The 16885-nt window shown below is 70.7% G+C and carries 16 protein-coding genes and 1 pseudogene; 5 read left to right on the top strand and 12 right to left on the bottom strand.

The annotated features are described in order from the left end of the window. The first annotated feature begins 4 nt into the window (after nucleotides 1–4). Entirely contained in the window at nucleotides 5–1246 is a 1242-nt protein-coding gene (locus KDK95_RS11185; protein ID WP_212518017.1) for an MFS transporter, read from the top strand. Between the two features lie 64 nt (nucleotides 1247–1310). On the opposite strand, the gene KDK95_RS11180 is transcribed toward KDK95_RS11185, so the two are convergent. Both KDK95_RS11180 and aroQ read right to left on the bottom strand, forming a co-directional pair. Then, the gene (locus KDK95_RS11180; RefSeq protein ID WP_249160916.1) at nucleotides 1311–2288 is read right to left on the bottom strand and encodes an ATP-binding protein; all 978 of its coding nucleotides are present in this window, start codon (nucleotides 2286–2288) and stop codon (nucleotides 1311–1313) included. Between the two features lie 140 nt (nucleotides 2289–2428). Next, on the bottom strand, nucleotides 2429–2878 hold the full coding sequence (gene aroQ / locus KDK95_RS11175; protein WP_212518016.1) for a type II 3-dehydroquinate dehydratase: 450 nt from the start codon (nucleotides 2876–2878) through the stop codon (nucleotides 2429–2431). Between the two features lie 116 nt (nucleotides 2879–2994). Here aroQ and KDK95_RS11170 point away from each other — a divergent pair, with 116 nt between their 5' ends. Together KDK95_RS11170 and KDK95_RS11165 are read left to right on the top strand one after the other, a co-directional pair. After that, nucleotides 2995–3561, top strand: coding sequence for a DUF1003 domain-containing protein (locus KDK95_RS11170; protein WP_212518015.1), 567 nt, complete (start codon nucleotides 2995–2997; stop codon nucleotides 3559–3561). 54 nt (nucleotides 3562–3615) lie between these two features. Then, nucleotides 3616–5274 carry a DUF885 domain-containing protein gene (locus KDK95_RS11165; RefSeq protein WP_212518014.1) on the top strand — a complete coding sequence of 553 codons (1659 nt, stop codon included), beginning with the start codon at nucleotides 3616–3618 and terminating at the stop codon, nucleotides 5272–5274. Between the two features lie 149 nt (nucleotides 5275–5423). Here the strand turns inward: KDK95_RS11165 and KDK95_RS11160 are convergent, their stop codons facing one another. The 8 genes and pseudogenes from KDK95_RS11160 to KDK95_RS11130 all read right to left on the bottom strand — a co-directional run bounded on the left by KDK95_RS11160 (nucleotide 5424) and on the right by KDK95_RS11130 (nucleotide 12848). Beyond that, entirely contained in the window at nucleotides 5424–6995 is a 1572-nt protein-coding gene (locus tag KDK95_RS11160; protein ID WP_212518013.1) for a purple acid phosphatase family protein, read from the bottom strand. 137 nt (nucleotides 6996–7132) lie between these two features. Continuing rightward, nucleotides 7133–7804, bottom strand: a complete 672-nt coding sequence (locus tag KDK95_RS11155) for a FadR/GntR family transcriptional regulator (protein WP_212518012.1) — start codon at nucleotides 7802–7804, stop codon at nucleotides 7133–7135. A gap of 84 nt (nucleotides 7805–7888) precedes the next feature. Next, complete coding sequence (locus tag KDK95_RS38810; protein ID WP_504797941.1) at nucleotides 7889–8506, bottom strand: hypothetical protein; 618 nt, start codon at nucleotides 8504–8506, stop codon at nucleotides 7889–7891. Nucleotides 8507–8761: 255 nt separating this feature from the next. After that, nucleotides 8762–9217, bottom strand: a pseudogene (locus KDK95_RS38805) (Clp protease N-terminal domain-containing protein); the annotation flags it as partial. A gap of 607 nt (nucleotides 9218–9824) precedes the next feature. Further along, the gene (locus tag KDK95_RS11145) at nucleotides 9825–10562 is read right to left on the bottom strand and encodes a DUF7873 family protein (RefSeq protein ID WP_212518010.1); all 738 of its coding nucleotides are present in this window, start codon (nucleotides 10560–10562) and stop codon (nucleotides 9825–9827) included. 120 nt (nucleotides 10563–10682) lie between these two features. Beyond that, nucleotides 10683–11057 (bottom strand): VOC family protein, encoded by a 375-nt coding sequence (locus KDK95_RS11140; RefSeq protein ID WP_212518009.1) that lies wholly within the window; start codon nucleotides 11055–11057, stop codon nucleotides 10683–10685. 100 nt (nucleotides 11058–11157) lie between these two features. Then, nucleotides 11158–11589 (bottom strand): GNAT family N-acetyltransferase, encoded by a 432-nt coding sequence (locus KDK95_RS11135; RefSeq protein WP_212518008.1) that lies wholly within the window; start codon nucleotides 11587–11589, stop codon nucleotides 11158–11160. Between the two features lie 101 nt (nucleotides 11590–11690). Beyond that, nucleotides 11691–12848, bottom strand: coding sequence for an acyl-CoA dehydrogenase family protein (locus KDK95_RS11130; RefSeq protein ID WP_212518007.1), 1158 nt, complete (start codon nucleotides 12846–12848; stop codon nucleotides 11691–11693). 93 nt (nucleotides 12849–12941) lie between these two features. Between KDK95_RS11130 and KDK95_RS11125 the strand changes: the two genes are divergently transcribed. Then, complete coding sequence (locus KDK95_RS11125; RefSeq protein WP_212518006.1) at nucleotides 12942–13580, top strand: TetR/AcrR family transcriptional regulator; 639 nt, start codon at nucleotides 12942–12944, stop codon at nucleotides 13578–13580. Nucleotides 13581–13666: 86 nt separating this feature from the next. Here the strand turns inward: KDK95_RS11125 and KDK95_RS11120 are convergent, their stop codons facing one another. Both KDK95_RS11120 and KDK95_RS11115 read right to left on the bottom strand, forming a co-directional pair. After that, nucleotides 13667–14389: a hypothetical protein gene (locus KDK95_RS11120; RefSeq protein ID WP_212518005.1), complete on the bottom strand. Its 723-nt coding sequence runs from the start codon at nucleotides 14387–14389 to the stop codon at nucleotides 13667–13669. 86 nt (nucleotides 14390–14475) lie between these two features. Continuing rightward, nucleotides 14476–16047: a chitinase gene (locus KDK95_RS11115; RefSeq protein ID WP_212518004.1), complete on the bottom strand. Its 1572-nt coding sequence runs from the start codon at nucleotides 16045–16047 to the stop codon at nucleotides 14476–14478. Nucleotides 16048–16200: 153 nt separating this feature from the next. On the opposite strand from KDK95_RS11115, the gene KDK95_RS11110 reads away from it, so the two are divergent. Continuing rightward, nucleotides 16201–16885 (top strand): SLOG cluster 4 domain-containing protein (locus tag KDK95_RS11110; RefSeq protein ID WP_504797897.1); only part of this gene is annotated, 685 nt, incomplete at its 3' end.

The following is a 16885-nucleotide window of genomic DNA, read 5'->3' as shown; positions in this document are numbered from 1 at the left end:
TCCGTTGACCGTCGTGGAGTCCGAGCTCGCGGCGCCGAGCGTGCGCGTCCGCCGCGGCTGGATCAGCCTGCTGTCGATCGCGAACCTCGGCCTCTACATCGGGTATTTCGGCCCGCTGCAGGAACTTCTGCCGAACCAGGTCCAGGACATCGATCCCGCACACAAGACCACCGCACTCGGGATCGTCACGGCGATCGGCGCGCTCGTCGCGGTGCTGGTCGGGCCGCTGGCCGGCGCCGCGTCCGACGCCACCGCGTCGCGCTTCGGCCGGCGCAGGCCGTGGATCGCGGGGGGAGCGCTGCTCGGCTGCGCGGGGCTCGCGCTGCTCAGCGGCCAGCACAGCCTGATCGGCGTCACGCTCGGCTGGTGCGTCGCACAGGCCGGGCTCAACGCGATGCAGGCGGGGCTGAGCGCCGCCGTCCCGGACCGCGTCCCCGTCAACCAGCGCGGCCTCGTCTCCGGCTGGGTCGGGCTCACCCAGTCGCTCGGCGTCGTCGTCGGCGTCGCCCTGGTCGCTGAGATCATCACCGGCCAGGTCTCCGGCTACGTCGCGGTCGGCGTCCTCGTGCTGCTCACGGCGCTGCCGATGACGCTGCGCCACCCGGACCCGCGGATCCCGAAGGAGCGGCTGCCGCGATTCGAGGCGCGCTCGGCCCTCGCCGTGTTCCGCTTCCCCTTCCGGCAGCACCCTGACTTCGCCTGGGCCTGGGGAACGCGGTTCCTGGTGCAGCTGGGCAACGCGCTCGGCACGCTGTACCTGCTCTACTTCCTGCGCGACAAGGTGAAGTACTCGGACCCCGACAACGGCCTGCTGGTACTGATCCTCGTCTACACGGCCACGACCCTGCTCACGGTCGTGGCGGGCGGAGTGCTGTCGGACCGCTCCGGCCGGCGCAAGCCCGCCGTGGTCTTCTCGGGCTACGCGATGGCATTCGCGGCGCTGCTGCTGTCCGTGTGGGAGACGTGGACCGGCGCGATCGTCTGCGCGGGACTGCTCGGCCTCGGCTACGGCGTCTACCTGTCCGTGGACCAGGCGCTGATCACGCAGGTGCTGCCGAGCGCCGAGGACCGCGCCAAGGACCTCGGCATCATCAACATCGCCAACTCCGCGCCCCAGGTGCTCGGCCCCGCGCTCGCCGCGCCGATCGTCACCTACCTCGGCGGGTATCCGAGCCTTTACGTGTCGGTCGCGGTGGTCACGATCCTCGGTTCGGTCTTCGTGACCCGGATCCGCGGCGTCGCCTAGCGCTGGCGGCTGGCAGTCCGCCCTGCCACCGCTCACCGCGGTCCGCACGGCCTCCTCGTGCGCACTACACCAGAGGGCTGACGTATTCCGGGTCGATCTGCAGCGACACGTCCGTTCCCGCGGCACGGTTCGCCCAGGCCAGCGCGTTCTTCGTGTGGAAGAGGTGGGCCAGCGAGGTCATCCGGGCGCTGTCCCGGACCGCCGCGTCCACCTCGGCGAGCATCCGGGTCAGCAGCTCGGACCCGGCGGGTTCGAAGCTGGCGAAATCCGGCCGCTGCCCGCGATCCAGGGCCCTGACGTAGCGCGAGTCGCCCATCCAGCCGACCAGCGCGTCGCCGATCTCCGCCCGCAGGAAGGCCGCGTCCTCGTCGTCGACGACCTTGTTCCCGACGACGCGGACCGGGATGCCGTACTCCGCCGCGTAATCCGTGTACTGCCGGTAGACGGACACGCTCTTGCGCGTCGGCTCGACGACCAGGAACGTCACGTCGAAGCGGGTGAACAGCCCCGAGGCGAACGCGTCGGCGCCCGCCGTCATGTCGAGCACGCAGTACTGGCCGGGACCGTCGACGAGGTGGTTGAGGTAGAGCTCCGCCGCGCCGACCTTCGAGTGGTAGCAGGCCACGCCGAGGTCCTGCTCGGCGAAGGCGCCCGTCACCATCAGCCGGGCGCCCTCCAGTTCGCCGGTCAGCCGCAGCGAGCACCACTCGTCCAGCGGAGAGGGCTCGGCGAAGCGGATCAGCGCGGAGCCGGCGCCGGGCGGCGTGGTCTTCACCATCGCGTCGGCCGAGGCGATCCGCGGGTTGGAGCCGCGCAGGTGGTCCTTGATCTCCGGCAGCACGGCGCTCATCGGCGTCAGGCCGTCGAGCTGTTCCTCGCCGAGGCCGAGCGCCGCCCCGAGGTGCTGGTTGATGTCGGCGTCGATCGCCACGACCGGGCGGCCGAGCCGGGTCAGCTCCCGGATGAAGAGGGCGGACAGTGTCGTCTTGCCGCTGCCGCCCTTGCCCACGAACGCGATCCGCACGGTGTCTTCCCTCGGCATCCAGACTTTGAAAGTCATTTTCAAAAGGAGGGTGCCAGTGTGCCGAGGCGGCTGACGGAGCGTCAAATCCGCTTCGCCCGACCGGGTGAGCGGACGCCGGTCCGCCCGCTCGGCCCTGTTCGCCCGCTGCCCGGCCGGGATCAGCCGAGCAGCGTGCACACCCGGGCGATCGCGAGCGCGTAGCCCTGCACGCCGCAGCCCGCGATGACGCCGTCCGCCACCGATGAGACGTAGGAGAAGTGCCGGTAGTCCTCGCGCTTGTGAATGTTCGAGATGTGCACCTCGATGATCGGCTTGCCCTCGAGCAGGGCGAGCGCGTCGTGCAGCGCGATGGAGGTGTGCGAGTAGCCGGCCGGATTGATCACCAGGCCGGCGTGCGCGGTGCGCGCCTCCTGGATCCAGTCGATGAGTACGCCCTCGTGGTTGCTCTGCCTGAAGTCCACGGTGCGGCCGAAGTCGGCGGCGGCCTTCACGCACAGCGCCTCGACGTCGGCGAGCGTGTCGCGGCCGTAGATCTCCGGCTCGCGGGTGCCGAGCGTGTTGAGGTTGGGGCCGTTGAGGATGAGCAGCGGAAGCTTCGATGCGGTCACAATCGACCATCTTGCCGCAGGACCGGATCGGCCACCGTGCGCCCCGGGATAGACTCGCGCGCCAACCACGGCCGCCGGCGTACGGCGGCCTCGACGCGGAGGGACCAGAACCACCGATGAGCAGCCTCTACGAGCACATCCCGCACCCGCATGTGCACGCCCGGCGCGCGGCCGGACCGGTGAAGGTCGCCGACCAGCACGACACAGGCAGCCCGGTGGCCCGGATCAACACCGCGCTGGCGATCTGGATCACCAAGGTCGTCGGCTCGATGTGGTGCGCCTACGCCTTCGGCATCATGGACCTGTTCAGCCTGCCCTCCGCGATCCGCGGCGGCACCGGGACGCTGATCGCCTGGATCGCGCAGACCTTCCTGCAGCTCGTCCTGCTCTCCATCATCATGGTCGGCCAGAACGTGCAGGCGGACGCCGCCGACAAGCGCGCCGAGGCCACGTTCCACGACGTCAGCGTGCTGCTGCACGAGAACGCGCAGCTGCAGGCGCACCTGATCGCGCAGGACAAGGTGCTGACGATGATGGCCAAGCAGATGGGCATCGAGCCGGTGCCGGTGATCGACCTGCCCGAGGGCATCGACGCGCGCACCGACGGCGAGTGCGACGACGCGGGCGCCGAGGGCGGCACGAGTGCCGAGGGCGCCGGCGGCGGTCAGACCGCCGAGAGCTGACGCGGCGGAAATTCATCCGGCGGGTGCCGGGTCGAGGGATTAAGGTCTGAGTTCATGACCACCCTCAACCAGATCGCCGACGAATACGTCGAGCGCTCGGCGGAACTCGATCCGGCTCTCGCCACCTACGCGGGCATCGCCGGGCACGACCACGAACTGCCCGACATGACCGCGGACGGCTTCGCCGAGCGCGACGAGCTCAACCGCTCGACGCTCGCGACCGTCACCGCCCTCACCCCCGGCAACGACGCCGAGCGCGTCGCCCGGCTGGCCATGGTCGAGCGCCTCGGCCTGGCCGTCGAGGCGCACGAGGCGGGCGACGACACGTCCGCGCTCAACGTCATCGCCAGCGGGATCCACGAGGTTCGGCAGGTCTTCGACCTGATGCCCACCGAGGGCGAGGAGGCGCTCGGCAACCTCGCCCGCCGGATGGCCGAGGTGCCCCGCGCGTACCGCGAGCTCGGGCAGACGCTGCTGGAGGCCGCGCGGGCCGGCCGGCCGCCGTCCGAGCGGCAGGTCGTCGAGGTCGCCAAGCAGTGCGCGGGCTGGACCAAGCCGGGCTCCGGCATCTACTCCGGCCTGGTCGGCACGCTGAACGCCTCGGGCGCGCTCAAGGGCGAGCTCGACGCCGCCGCGCAGGCCGCCGAGCAGGCCACCGCCGAGATCGGCGAGTTCCTCACCCGCGAACTGCTGCCGCTGGCCGTCGCCGAGGACGCGGTGGGCCGGGAGCGCTACAGCCGGGCCTCGCGCGAGTTCCTGGGCGCCGCGATCGACCTGGACGAGGCGTACGCGTGGGGATGGGACGAGGTGCACCGGCTCGCCGCCGAGCAGAAGCGGGTGGCCGGGCTGATCGAGCCCGGCGCGTCGGCCGACGAGGCGATGGAGCTGCTCGACAACGACCCGAAGCGGCGCGTGGCGGGCCGGGAGAACTTCCGGCTGTGGATGCAGGAACTCGCCGACCGGACCATCGCGGACCTGCACGGCACGCACTTCGACATCCCCGAGCAGGCCCGCCGCATCGAGGCCTGCCTGGCCCCGACCGGCGACGGCGGCGTCTACTACACCGGTCCGAGCGAGGACTGGACCCGGCCGGGCCGGATGTGGTGGTCGGTGCCGGACGGCATCGACGAGTTCTCCACCTGGCAGGAGGTCACCACCGTCTACCACGAGGGCGTCCCCGGCCACCACCTGCAGATCTCGGCCACGATCGCGAACAGCGAGCGGCTCAACCGCTGGCAGCGGCTGCTGTGCTGGGTCTCCGGGCACGGCGAGGGCTGGGCGCTCTACTCCGAGCGGCTGATGGAGGAGCTCGGATACCTGGAGGACCCGGGCGCGCACATGGGCATGCTCGACGGGCAGATGCTGCGCGCGGCCCGCGTGGTCGTCGACCTCGGCGTGCACCTGAAGCTGACGGTGCCGAAGGGGGCCGGCTGGCGCGAGGGCGAGACCTGGGACGCCGATCTCGCCTGGGAGTTCCTGCGCGCGCACTCCCGGATGGAGGACGCCAACCTGCGCTTCGAGCTCAACCGCTACCTCGGCTGGCCGGGCCAGGCGCCGTCCTACAAGCTCGGCGAGAAGATCTGGCTGGAGGCCCGCGAGGAGGCGAAGGCGCGCAAGGGCGCCGCGTTCAGCCTCAAGGAGTTCCACGACCAGGCGCTCGCACTCGGCTCGCTCGGCCTCGACCCGCTGCAGGAAGTGCTCAGGACCCTGTAAGCGACGCTCTCGCGCAGGTTCCAGCGGCTGCCGTCGTAGACCAGCGGATCGACGGCAGCCGCCCGGGCGCGCTCAGCGGGAGCACTGCCGCGCACACGTTCCGGGGGCCGCCGACCTCGTCCGGCGGCGGGCCCCGGATCCCACTCGAGTCAGCGAGCGGTGGCCAGGCTGCCCTGCGAGCTGTGGTGCTGCCAGCCGTCGCGGCGCGGACGGACGGCCTTGAAGGTGTCGAAGGCGATCGGGTCCGGGTACGGATTCGCAGCGGTCGCCGCCGGCGTGTGGTAGTAGGTCATCGTGATCGAGGTCTGATCGCCGGGGTGCGAGCCCGGGTCGACGTCGAACACCGCGATGCCCCACGGGTACGTCGTGTTCGGGTCGCGCACCGCGGACCAGGTCGCGTCCTCGGTCTCGTTCGCGGCGACCTTGTAGGCCTCGTACTCGGTGTAGATCTGCGCGATCGGCACATTGCCCGCATTCGGATCCGCAGCGCCGTACACGTCGTCGTGCGACGAGGTGCCGCCGCCGCCCAGGACGAGCTGCACAAGGCCCTTCGAGGTGTCCACGACGTCCGTGTCGGTCGAAACGACCGTCGGCCGCAGGAAGGTGCCGGAGTCGGTGCCGTGCACGGCGTAGGTGCGCTCGTAGTCGTGGTCGTGTCCGGCCAGCACGAGGTCCACGCCGTACTGGTAGAACAGGTCCATGAACTGCTGACGGATACCCAGGTCGCCGCCGGAGCCGCTGGCCGAGGACGACATCGCCGGCTGGTGCATGTAGGCGATGATCCAGTCGATCGAGTCGTCGCCGCGGGCCGAGGCCAGGGTGCGCTCCAGCCACGCGGTCTGCACGCCGTCGCTGTAGCCGCGGTTGTAGATGACCTGGCCGGTGGCCGCGTCGTACGCACCGGAGTTCTGGTACACGACCTCGTTGTTGTCCAGCGAGATGAACAGCACCGAGCCGACCTGGAACTTGTACCAGTTGTTCGGGAACGCGGTGTCGTTGTCCGGCAGCGCGTACCGCGTCAGGTACGAGTTGTATCCGAGGTCGCCGTTGCCGATCTCGATCTCGTGGTTGCCGAGCGCGGGCATCCACGGCCGGTTCGCCGAGGAGACCTGCGTGTTGTTAATGAAGTCGGCCCAGCAGCCCGGCTGGTTCGACTGGTTGACGTTCGCGTACGACAGGTCGCCGTTCATCAGGTGCACGATCGGCTCGAACTGCTCGACCTGGTGCACGGCCGTGACGCCGTTGATCGAGGACTTCGACCAGACCGGGTTGCCGGAGCCGAGGTCGCCGAAGCTGGTGAAGCGGAAGGCCTGCCGGCCGAGCGGCGCGGTGCGGAAGGTGCCCTGGACCGCGGCGGCGCCGTCGTGGGTGACCTCGTAGACGTAGTGCGTGTCCGGGCGCAGGCCGGTGATCCGCGCGTGGTGCGTGATCGTCTCGACGCCGTTCAGACCGTCGGTGTAGGTGCGGGTCTCGGCCTCGATCGTGCGGCCGAAACCGCCGGCCGGGGTGCCGAGGCGCAGCCGCGGGCGGCTCACCGAGCCGGCCGTGGACCAGGACGCGGTCATCTCGGTCGCGGCGTCGTTGCCGAACTGCAGGTGCAGCTGCTCGGGGTTGACGGTGCCGGCGACGGCCGGCTGCAGCCATACGGTCGGCCCGGCGGCGATGATCAGGCCGCCGGCCGTGGCCCCGCGCAGCAGCGAACGACGGGAAATCGCTTCCACTCGTACGTCTCCTTCGACTGTCCCCCGGCGGGTCCGGCGAACAGCCGATACTTACATTCGCACACTACTTTGGCGGAACACTGAGATGGACGGCCGGCAACGGGAGGGCCAACCGCAGAGGTCTCCGACGGAACCAATCAGAGCACGGATTCGAGCCAGCGCTCCAGGTTCGCGATATGCACCGTGGACCACGCCCGGGCCGCCTCGGCGTCTCCGGCCTCGACGGCGTCCAGGATGGCGGTGTGCTCGGCCAGGGTGCGCTCCAGCGCGGTCGGCTCGGTCAGCCCGCGCCACACCCGCGCCCGCGTCGTCGGCGTGGAGAGCCCCTCGAGCAGCGAGCAGAGCACGCGGTTGCCGGTGGCCTGGGAGATCCGGCGGTGGAACTCCAGGTCCGCGGCGATGAGCTTGTCGATCCCGTCGGCCGGGCCGACCGCGTCGAGCAGCTCGCGCAGCTCGGCCACCTGCTCGGCGGTCACCGAGCGCGCGGCCATCGCGGCGGCGGCCGGCTCGAGGATCCGGCGCACGGCGAGGAACTCGAGCACCTGGTCGTCCCGGTGGAAGTCGACGATGAAGCTCAGCGCCTCGAGCAGCAGCGGGGACTCCAGGCTCGTCACGTACGTCCCGTCGCCCTGCCGGACGTCCAGGATGTTCATCAGCGACAGCGCCTTGACCGCCTCGCGCAGCGAGTTGCGGGACAGCCCGAGGTCGGTGGCGAGGTCGGCCTCCTTGGGCAGCCGCTGGCCGGGCTGCAGGGCCCCGGACACGATCATGCCCTTGATCTTCTCGATGGCCTCGTCGGTGACCGCCACGGTGCCGAGCCTCCTTCGGGACGGAGCGGGGTGCGGCGGCCACAGTATGGCGAAGCCGGGCGGGGTGTCCACTCCGCGGAACCGTCAGGCCGCGCCGCGCAGTCGTGACGCGTCGAGCACCGGCCGGTCACCCTCGGTTTCCCGCACCACGGCGAGCCGCGCCGCCGCGGTGTCGAGCAGATCCACCGCACCGCCCGGCAGCACCCGGCCGCCGCGTACCCTCGGCGCCAGCTCGACGGCGGCCGCCAGCGCGGACTCGTCGATCGCGACCCCGTGGAACTCCTCGAGACCGGGCCGCAGGGCCTCCAGCACGGACGCCGTGAACTCCGCGCTCGCCTCGGGCACTTCGACCGGCTCGAACCGGTTGGCCAGGGTGGGATAGCCCTGTCCGAGCCGGTCGTATGCTTCGGCCGACGCTGTGCAGATCAGCGGCGCCCGCGCCTCTGCGAGGCTCGCCAGCGCGGTGACGAACCGGCCGCCGGACTGGTCGTCGATCCGCAGCGCCAGATCCAGGTTCTCGACGGTCACGACCGGCGACCTGCTGCGCCGTACGACGCGGTCGGCCCAGGTGCGCAGGACCCCGAGGTCGAGCTCCACGACCTCCGCGGCGTCCAGCGAGGCCGGCCCGAGGTTCGCCGCGAGGGTCTGCCCGAGGCCGCGCACCAGGGCAGACTTGCCGCAGCCGCTCGGGCCGATCAGCATCGCGTTGTTGCGCTCGCGCCGGGCCAGCACCGCGAGCAGCCGGTCCGACTCCGCCGGCCGCTCCACGACCGGGTCCGCCGCCCGCACCGGCGGCCGCGGGACGGGCGCCACCGTGTACGCGCGGACCGCCTCCGTATCGAATTGCCTGCCGCCGAAGCCGCGACGCTGCAGGAAGGCCGGCAGCTGGAATCTTGGCTCGAAGAACCCGGCCGGCGCCTCGCGCTCGCGCACCCGCTCGCCGGTCGCCCTGCTGGGCTCCTCGCGCTCCTCCGGCGGCAGCCGCTCGTAGATCGCGACGGCGGTCTCGCGCACCTCGTCGAGCGACGTGCCGAGCCGCGTCAGCACCTGTGCGGCGACGCCCTCGCCCTCGCGGATCAGCCCGAGCAGCAGATGCTCCGTGCCGATGTAGTCCGTCCCGAGCCGCAGCGCCTCGCGCAGCGAGAGCTCGAGCACCTTCTTGGCGCGCGGCGTGAACGGGATGTGCCCGGTCGGCCTCCGCTCGCCGTGGCCGACGATCGACATCACCTGCCCGCGCACGTCGTCCAGCGCGACGCCCAGCTCGGCCAGCGCCCGCGCGGCGAGCCCGTCGCCCTCGCGCAGGAGTCCGAGGAGCAGGTGCTCGGTGCCGATGTAGTAGTGGTCGAGCAGGCGCGCCTCCTCCTGCGCCAGCACCACGACGCGCCGCGCCTGATCGGTGAACCGCTCGAACATCGGCAGCCGCCCTACTCCCCGGTCAAGGCAGGGGATCGCACAGTACTGGCACGGTTCACAGTAACCCGGTACGGCCCGAAAAGGGATGGAAAGGGCGAGGTCCGGAACCGCCGCGCCGGTGCGGCCGGCCGCCGAAAAGGCGGCGGGTCCCGGCGGAGTGTCCATCCACCGGGACCCAGATCCCGTCTGACGGGCCACCGTGCGGATTCCACCGCAGCGGCGACCGAACCATCGGGCCCGTCGACTTGCACACCCCGACACGTTTAAGAACGCGGGTCATCCTGATCAGACGTGCGGCCCTTCCATTAGGCCTACCGCGCCGTGAAGAGGCGCGGGCCGGATTCGAACCGGCAACTCACGTGGTCGCCCGCGTCCGGTCGATTCGGGGATCGACGGAGATGACCGAGTCTCGAGCGAGAGCCTGAGTTTGAGAGCGGCGCCGCCTCTACCGGTTGGGCCACCCCGGCGCGGGTGCCGGGGGCAGGACTCGAACCTGCACTTTCACGCCGTACGCATCAGCCTGATCACTGAGTTTCAGCCTGCGCTTGCGCGCCACCTCCCCGGGGCTCAACCGGGAAGGAGTCTATGGAGTTGTCCGCTGCGCGGCTCAGCCGAACAGGAAGCCGAACACCGCCTCGCCGACCTGCCGGTCGTCCACCTCGGTGCCGTTGGCCTCCTCCCGGGCGAACTTCACGGCCTGCTGCAGCTTCTCGACCCGGTCCAGCAGCTCGTTCACCCGCCGCGCGGGCAGCGCGCCGGAGAACTTCACCGTGGTCCAGTAGCCGATGGTGACGTCCTCGTAGTACACCTCGACCTGCGCCGGGTGCTTCTCGGTCGCCTCGGCCTTGACGTGGTTGCGCGGCACCCGCTTGGTCCGGTACGTCTGCACCGGATCGGTCTTCCAGCTGTCCGAGGACACATCCTGCGCCCAGGACTCCGCCGCGTCGAGCACCGGCAGCTTCTTGACGAAGGTGTGCAGGTCGGTCAGCTGCTTCTCCAGGAAGAGCAGGTAGGTCACCGGCACGTCCTCGAGCAGCACGGTGCCGTCGACCTTGACGTCCGCGCGGGCCACGCAGTTGGCCCAGTCCTTCGTCGCGGTGACGTCGAAGAGCCGGGTCAGCGTCGCGGCGGTCTTGCGCAGCACCTCCTCGGCCTTCACCTGCACCTTGGTCGACTCCGGCGGCAGCTGCTCGCCCTCGTCGTCCTTCGGCTGGTAGCTGCGCGAGATGCCGGACAGCAGCGCGGGCTTGAGCAGCAGGTGGTGAGCCTCGGTCAGCTCCGCGAAGGACTTGCTCTTGACGCCCTTCTCCACCGCGATGATCTGGTTCAGCTTGGCCGTGGCCATATCCGCCCCCTTTCGCCGCACTCCCCGTGCCGCGCTGTGAATTCGAAGCCTGTCGTATCGATGAGCGCCCACCGTAGGGTACGGCCGGCGCCGAGGTCAAAGTCTTTGCGCCACCGCGGATCAGGGCTCGACGCAGAGGCAGAACGGGTGCCCGACCGGATCGAGCAGCACCCGCCACCTGTCCGGCTGCGGCTGGACCGAGGCGAGCCGCGCGCCGATCTCCACCGCCTCCTGCTGCGCCTTGTCGAGGTCGGCGGCGTAGAAGTCGAGGTGGAACTGCTGCGGGCGCTCGTGGCCCGGCCACTCCGGCGCGCGGTAGTGCTCGACGCGCTGGAAGCCGAGGCCGTTGACCGGCTCGCCGTCCGGGCTGATCGCCGAGAACTCCTCGGATGTGAACACAGTCTTCCAGCCGGTCAGCTTCTGGTAGAACTCCAGCAGCGCGGCGGGGTCCGGGCAGTCGATCGAGGCGCTGGCGTAACCGCTGACGATGGCCATGGGCGCTTCCTCTCCGTCGAAGATCACTGGTACGGGCCCGACCCTAGCCGGGCCCTGCGACATTTCCGAAATCCCGCCGTCCGCGCGGGTCGGCGCGGGGTCAGGACGCTCGGCCGAGGGGTTTCACCCAGCGGCGCCACTGGTCCTCGCGGCGGTACCCGGCCGCCTTCCAGGCCGACTGCCCGGTCTCGTTGTGCTCCAGCACCATCGCGTCGGCGCGCCGTCCGCCGAAGGAGTCGAAGCGGCGGTGCGCGGCCGTCAGCAGGGCCGAGCCGATGCCGCGGCGCCGCATCCGCGGGTCGACGGCGAGCCGGTAGAGGTGGCAGCGCCAGCCGTCGAATCCGGCGATGACCGTGCCGAGGATCCGGTCCCCGTCCACGGCGAGCAGCAGCGCCCCGGGGTCGCGCTCGATCAGGATCCGGACACCGTCCGGGTCGTCGCTGATGCTGGTGCCCTCGGCCGCCGCGCGCCAGAACTCCAGCACCGCCGCCGCCTGCTCCGGCCGGGCCGGGAGTATCTCGTAGTCGATCATGCCGCCACCCTATGCGCAGACGGGTCCGGCCCGCCGGGTATTTTCCGGCGGGCCGTCGGGGCGCTGCTTCGGTGCGGGGATTCCCGTCGCCGGGGCCGGATCTACAGGCCGAGCGACTTCGCGACGATCGTGCGCATGATCTCCGAGGTGCCGCCGTAGAGCCGAGAGACGCGGGTGTCGGCGTACAGGCGGGCGATCGGGTACTCGTTGATGTAGCCGTAGCCGCCGTGCAGCTGCAGGCACTTGTCGATGATCCGGCCGGCCGCCTCGGTGGTGAAGATCTTCGCGGCGGCGGCGTCGGCCGGGGTCAGCTTGCCCTGGTCGAACAGCTCGATGGCGCGGTCGGTCAGCGCCTGCGCGGCCTGGTAGTCGGCCTCGCAGTCGGCGAGCACGAACTTCGTGTTCTGGAACGAGCTGACGGGCTGGCCGAAGGCCTTGCGCTCCTTGACGTAGTCCACCGCGAAGCGGATCGCGGCCCCGGCCTGCGCGGTCGAGCCGACGATGATGGCCAGCCGCTCCTCGACCAGGTTGTGGGTCAGGTACTTGAAGGCCTGGCCCTCCTCGCCGAGCAGGTCCTCGACCGGCACCCGCACGTCCTGGAAGGACAGCTCGGCGGTGTCCGAGGTCTTCAGGCCGATCTTGTCCAGCTTCTTGCCGACGGTGTAGCCCTCGGACTTCGTGTCCACGAACAGGATGGACAGGCCGCCGCGCCGGTTCTCCGCGGTCGCCGGGGAGGTGCGGGCCACGACCAGCACCCGGTCGGCCAGCACGCCGCCGGAGATGAAGGTCTTGGCGCCGTTGAGCACGTAGTGCGTGCCGTCCGCGGAGAGCTTGGCGGTGGTGGCGATGCCGGCCAGGTCGGAGCCCGTGCCGGGCTCGGTCATCGCGAGCGCGCCCATCATCTCGCCGGTGATGTAGCCCGGCATCCAGCGCTGCTTCTGCTCCTCGCTGGCGAAGGCCAGGAGGTACGGGCGCACCAGGTTGACGTGGATGCCCGCCGCGCCGAAGGTGACGCCCGCGCGGGCGGTCTCCTCCATGATGATGGCCTCGAACTTGTAGGAGGTCTCGCCCGCGCCGCCGTACTCCTCCGGCACGTTGATGCCGAAGACGCCGAGCTCGCCGAGCTTCTTGTAGAACTCGCGCGGCGGGTGGCCGTCCTTCTCCCACTCGTGGTACTCCGGCGCGACCTCGGACTCGATGAAGTCCCGGATCATGGCGCGGAACGCCTCGTGGTCCTCGTTGTAAATGCTCCGGAGCACCGCCGACCCCTATCCTGTGTCTCGCAAACTCAACGAACGCTCGTTAAGCTACTCGCCAGTAGCACTACTTGTCCATCCCCGGAGGGAGTCGCCGTGACGGTTCGCCCCGCAGGCCACAAGGCCCTGCTCGCCGCGGCCTCGGCGCAGTTCGCGGAGCGGGGCTACCACGCGGTCTCGATCCGGGAGATCGCCGCGGCGGCAGGGGTCAGCCTGTCCGCCCTGTACCACTATTACCCGAGCAAGCAGGCGCTTCTCGCCGCACTACTGCACGAGGGGATGGACGACTACCAGGCGCGCTGCGCGGAGGCACTGGCCGAGGCCGGGCACGATCCGGCCCGCAGGCTCGCCGCCGTGGTCGGCGCGACCGTGCGCTACCGGGCCGAGCGCTCCGAGGCCAGCCTGATGCTGATGAACGAGGCCCGCGCGCTGGAGGACGAGGAGCGGGAGCGCTACCGGGCCAGGCAGCGCGAGGCCAGCGACCGGTTCCGGCAGCCGATCGACGCCGGGGTCGCCGCCGGGATCTTCACCACCCCGTACCCGGACGACGTGCGCCGCTCGATCATCGCCTCGTGCAACGCCGTCGCCCAGTGGTATCGCCCGGACGGCCCAGACTCGCTCGACGATCTGGTGGAGCACAACATCTTCCTGGCGTACACCCTTCTGGGCTACGAGCGCCGCACTCCGACCTCCAAGGTGCGGCAACTCTCGCGGGCGCGCGCGGACGACTACTGAGCCCCGGCGCACCCGCCGCGAAGGCTTCAGCCCGCGACACGTCTCGTCGACGCGCGCGGGCCGAAGGTGGAGCGGTGCGAGTCGCCTCAGACCCTGAAGAACTCGCTGGTGCCCGCGTCGCGCATGCGGCCGCCGTCATCCCGGCGGGCGTGCCGCAGCTCCTCGAGGCTCTCCAGGCTCATCGTGGCCGTGTCCCCGGTCAGCGTCTTCTCCTCGCCGGTCGTCTCCGGCTCGGGGACGGGGCGCCTGACCGAGTAGGCGATCGCCGCGGCGACGCCGGGCAGCCAGCCGATCAGCACGCCGACCAGGGCCATCGTCGCGGCCTGGACGGCGAGCACGTCGCCGGTGTGCGCGGCGGTGGTCGCGAACGCGACACGGGGCAGGACCCCGCCGCGCGTCCCGTGGTCGACCAGGCCCGCGACGACCCCGGCGAACGCGCCGGCGAGCGTCGTGATGCTCCACACGCCGATGATCAGGGAGAACTTGGCTCTGCGCATCGCGAGCCCGCCGGCGAGCGCGCGGGCTCCGATCAGGATGAGCAGGGGCCAGACGAGGTCGAGCACGAACGCCGCGATCCAGGGTTTGCTCCCGCCGAGGTCCGCGGACGCCGTCGTCCAGTGGAAGACCTGAAGGGTGCTGGCGAGCAGGGGGACGTTGCTGGACCCGGAGTCCCTCGGCAGGCCGCTGACGGCCGAATAGCCCCAGGGCTCCCCGAGTCCCGCCGTGACGGCGAGCGCGACTCCGGCCGCGGCCGAGGCGATGCCCCAACGGCGGCGCGGGGAGAGCGTCGACAGATAGGTGCGTGCCATGCCCGGGAGCCTGGCACGCACCTCTCCGCAGCTACAAGGACCGGAACGCAGCCTTTACCAAAGTATTGAGTAACAGGGGGGTCACGTTACGGCAGCGAACTCAGGTAGGCGCCCACGGTGTTCAGGAAGGAGTAGCCGTTGGAGGCGTCCCAGTTGATGGACCAGTCCATCGCGCCGCCGATGCCCGGGTAGGTGGTGCTCGGGACGAAGCTGCCGCAGCCGGTGCCCTTGGCCAGGCAGCCGAGCGCGGCGGTGACCACGGAGGGCGAGACGTAGCCGCTGCCCGCCGCCGAGCTCGACGCGGGCAGGCCGAGGCCGACCTGCGACGCGCTCAGGCCGCCCTGCAGCTGGGTGCAGGCCAGCGCGGTCAGGAAGTTCTCGGTGCCCTCGCTGTAGACGTTGCCGTCGCAGCCGTTCATCGAGCCCGAGTTGTAGTACTGGGTGTACGAGATGGTCAGGATGCTCTTGATGTCGAGCGCGAGCTGGAAGTAGTCCGAGGAGGTGGACTGCATGTCAATGGTCTGCGGAGCGAGCGTGATGATCAGCGACGAGCCGTCCAGCGAGCTGAGGTCCTGCAGCGCCTGGGCGGTGTAGGTGACGTTGAGCCCGTTCTCCAGGTCGATGTCCACGCCGTCGAAGCCGTACTGCTTCATCAGGCTGTAGACGCTGTTGGCGAAGTTCGTCGCGGCGCTCGACGAGCCGATGCTGATCGTGCCGTTCTGCCCGCCGATCGAGAGGATCACCTTCTGGCCGCGCGAGTGCAGTGTGGCGACGTCGGCGGTGAACTGCGCCGCCGTGTAGCCGCCGAGCGCGGTGGACAGGCCGGAGTCGATGGAGAACGTGACGCCGCCGTCGTTGGCCGAGTCGGCCGTGGCGAACGCGACGTCGACCAGGTTGTAGCCGGACGGCACGCCGGCCAGGCTCATCGACTCGGCGCCGTTGGTGAAGTCCTGCCAGTAGCCGGCCAGCACGTGCTTCGGCAGGCCGCTGCCGCCGGAACCGGAGCTCCCGGTGGACGAGGCGGTCGGCGAGGCCGTGGTCGCCGTCGGCGAGGCGGAGGCCGAGGCCGTCGTGGCGGTGGGCGACGGCGACGCGGTGGTCGTGGTCGCGCTGGCCGACGGGCTGGAGCTGGTGGAACCGCCGCCCGCCGCGCCGGTGAGCGTCAGGTTGTCGGCGTAGTAGGTGCCCTCGGCGTACCAGCCGTGGGTGTAGATGGTCACAGAGGTCTGCGACGAGCTCGTGGTGAAGCTCATCGACAGCTGCTGCCACGAGGAGGCGGCGGGCGTCCAGGTGTCAGAGCCGCCGCTGACGCCGAGGAACACGTAGTCGCCCTCGAACTCGCCGGACAGCGAGTACGTGCTGTTCGGCTGGACGGAGACGGTCTGCGTGCACTGCGCGTCGTCCGAGTTGTTCGCCGCGCCCGCCAGCGCGTACGTGTCCCCGGAGTAGACCGGCGATGTGACCACCGACGCGGTCCCCGCATCGCACGTCCAGCCGGAGAGACTGCCGGTGGCGAAGCTTCCGTTGGTCAGCAGGTTGCCCGAGGCGGCCTGAGCCTGGGTGGCGAAGAACGCCCCGGCGACGGCGACGGCCGCGGCCGTGGCCACCGCGAGCGCGGCCCGGACACGCTTGTCATGCGTAGGTTGATTTCTTGCCATGGGTGTGGGAGGCCCTTTCTGCGGACGGCCCCGGCGCGACACTGCACCGTGGTGCCGTACAGCGAAGATTGGACTAGACCATTCCCCGCGTCAAGCCCCCCGGCCTAAGAGACGGTCAATCGCGGCTTGTGGAAACGTTAACTCGGAGCAACCATGCGGGGGATAGACTCGCTCGTCGTGGAGATCGAGTCGCTGGAGCAGTTCGACAGGTACGTCTCGAAGCACCCGGGAACCCTCGCGGGCTGCCGGATCCAAGCGGTGGATCTCCGAGAACGCGGCTGGGAACTGAGATCCTCCGACGTCGAGGACACCGCGTTCCTCGGCTGCGGCCTGACCGAGACGGTGACCGCCGACCTCCGCCAGCGCGGAGCCCTCGTCTTCGAGCCCGCGCCGAACCTGCCCTTCGACCCGTACCGCGTCGGCCTCTACTCCCCCGAGGAGCTCTACGAGGGCATCGAGGCGAAGCCGTACGATCAGACCCCTGACGCACTCGCGTACCAGTGGTCCAGGCGCCCCAAGGCGCGCGAGGACGTACTGGCCCTCGCCCTGCGCGGCCTGCACGACGACTCGATCGAGGACGCCCTCGACGAGTGGGTGGCGGGCAAGCGCATCGTCGGCGTCATGGGCGGCCACGAACTGGAGCGCGGCACCGACGGCTACACCCAGGCGGCGCTGCTCGGCAGAAGCGTCGCGCGAGCCGGCTTCACCGTGGCCACCGGAGGCGGCCCCGGCGCCATGGAGGCGGCGAACCTGGGCGCCTACCTGGCTCCGTACCCCGACGAGGCCCTGACTCAGTCCCTTGCCATGCTGGGCGGCGTCCCCACGTTCGCCCCCGACC

It is taken from the genome of Actinospica acidithermotolerans, assembly GCF_018139625.1.
Lineage (GTDB): Bacteria > Actinomycetota > Actinomycetes > Streptomycetales > Catenulisporaceae > Actinospica > Actinospica acidithermotolerans.
This window is presented reverse-complemented; position numbering and strand designations above follow the sequence as displayed.

Coding starts and splice junctions, on each gene's coding strand:
- KDK95_RS11180 (WP_249160916.1), bottom strand. CDS start 2,288: ATGCCGAGGGAAGACACCGTGCGGATCGCGTTCGTGGGCAAGGGCGGC.
- KDK95_RS11170 (WP_212518015.1), top strand. CDS start 2,995: ATGAGCAGCCTCTACGAGCACATCCCGCACCCGCATGTGCACGCCCGG.
- KDK95_RS11165 (WP_212518014.1), top strand. CDS start 3,616: ATGACCACCCTCAACCAGATCGCCGACGAATACGTCGAGCGCTCGGCG.
- KDK95_RS38810 (WP_504797941.1), bottom strand. CDS start 8,506: ATGCTGATCGGCCCGAGCGGCTGCGGCAAGTCTGCCCTGGTGCGCGGC.
- KDK95_RS11145 (WP_212518010.1), bottom strand. CDS start 10,562: ATGGCCACGGCCAAGCTGAACCAGATCATCGCGGTGGAGAAGGGCGTC.
- KDK95_RS11140 (WP_212518009.1), bottom strand. CDS start 11,057: ATGGCCATCGTCAGCGGTTACGCCAGCGCCTCGATCGACTGCCCGGAC.
- KDK95_RS11135 (WP_212518008.1), bottom strand. CDS start 11,589: ATGATCGACTACGAGATACTCCCGGCCCGGCCGGAGCAGGCGGCGGCG.
- KDK95_RS11120 (WP_212518005.1), bottom strand. CDS start 14,389: ATGGCACGCACCTATCTGTCGACGCTCTCCCCGCGCCGCCGTTGGGGC.
- KDK95_RS11115 (WP_212518004.1), bottom strand. CDS start 16,047: ATGGCAAGAAATCAACCTACGCATGACAAGCGTGTCCGGGCCGCGCTC.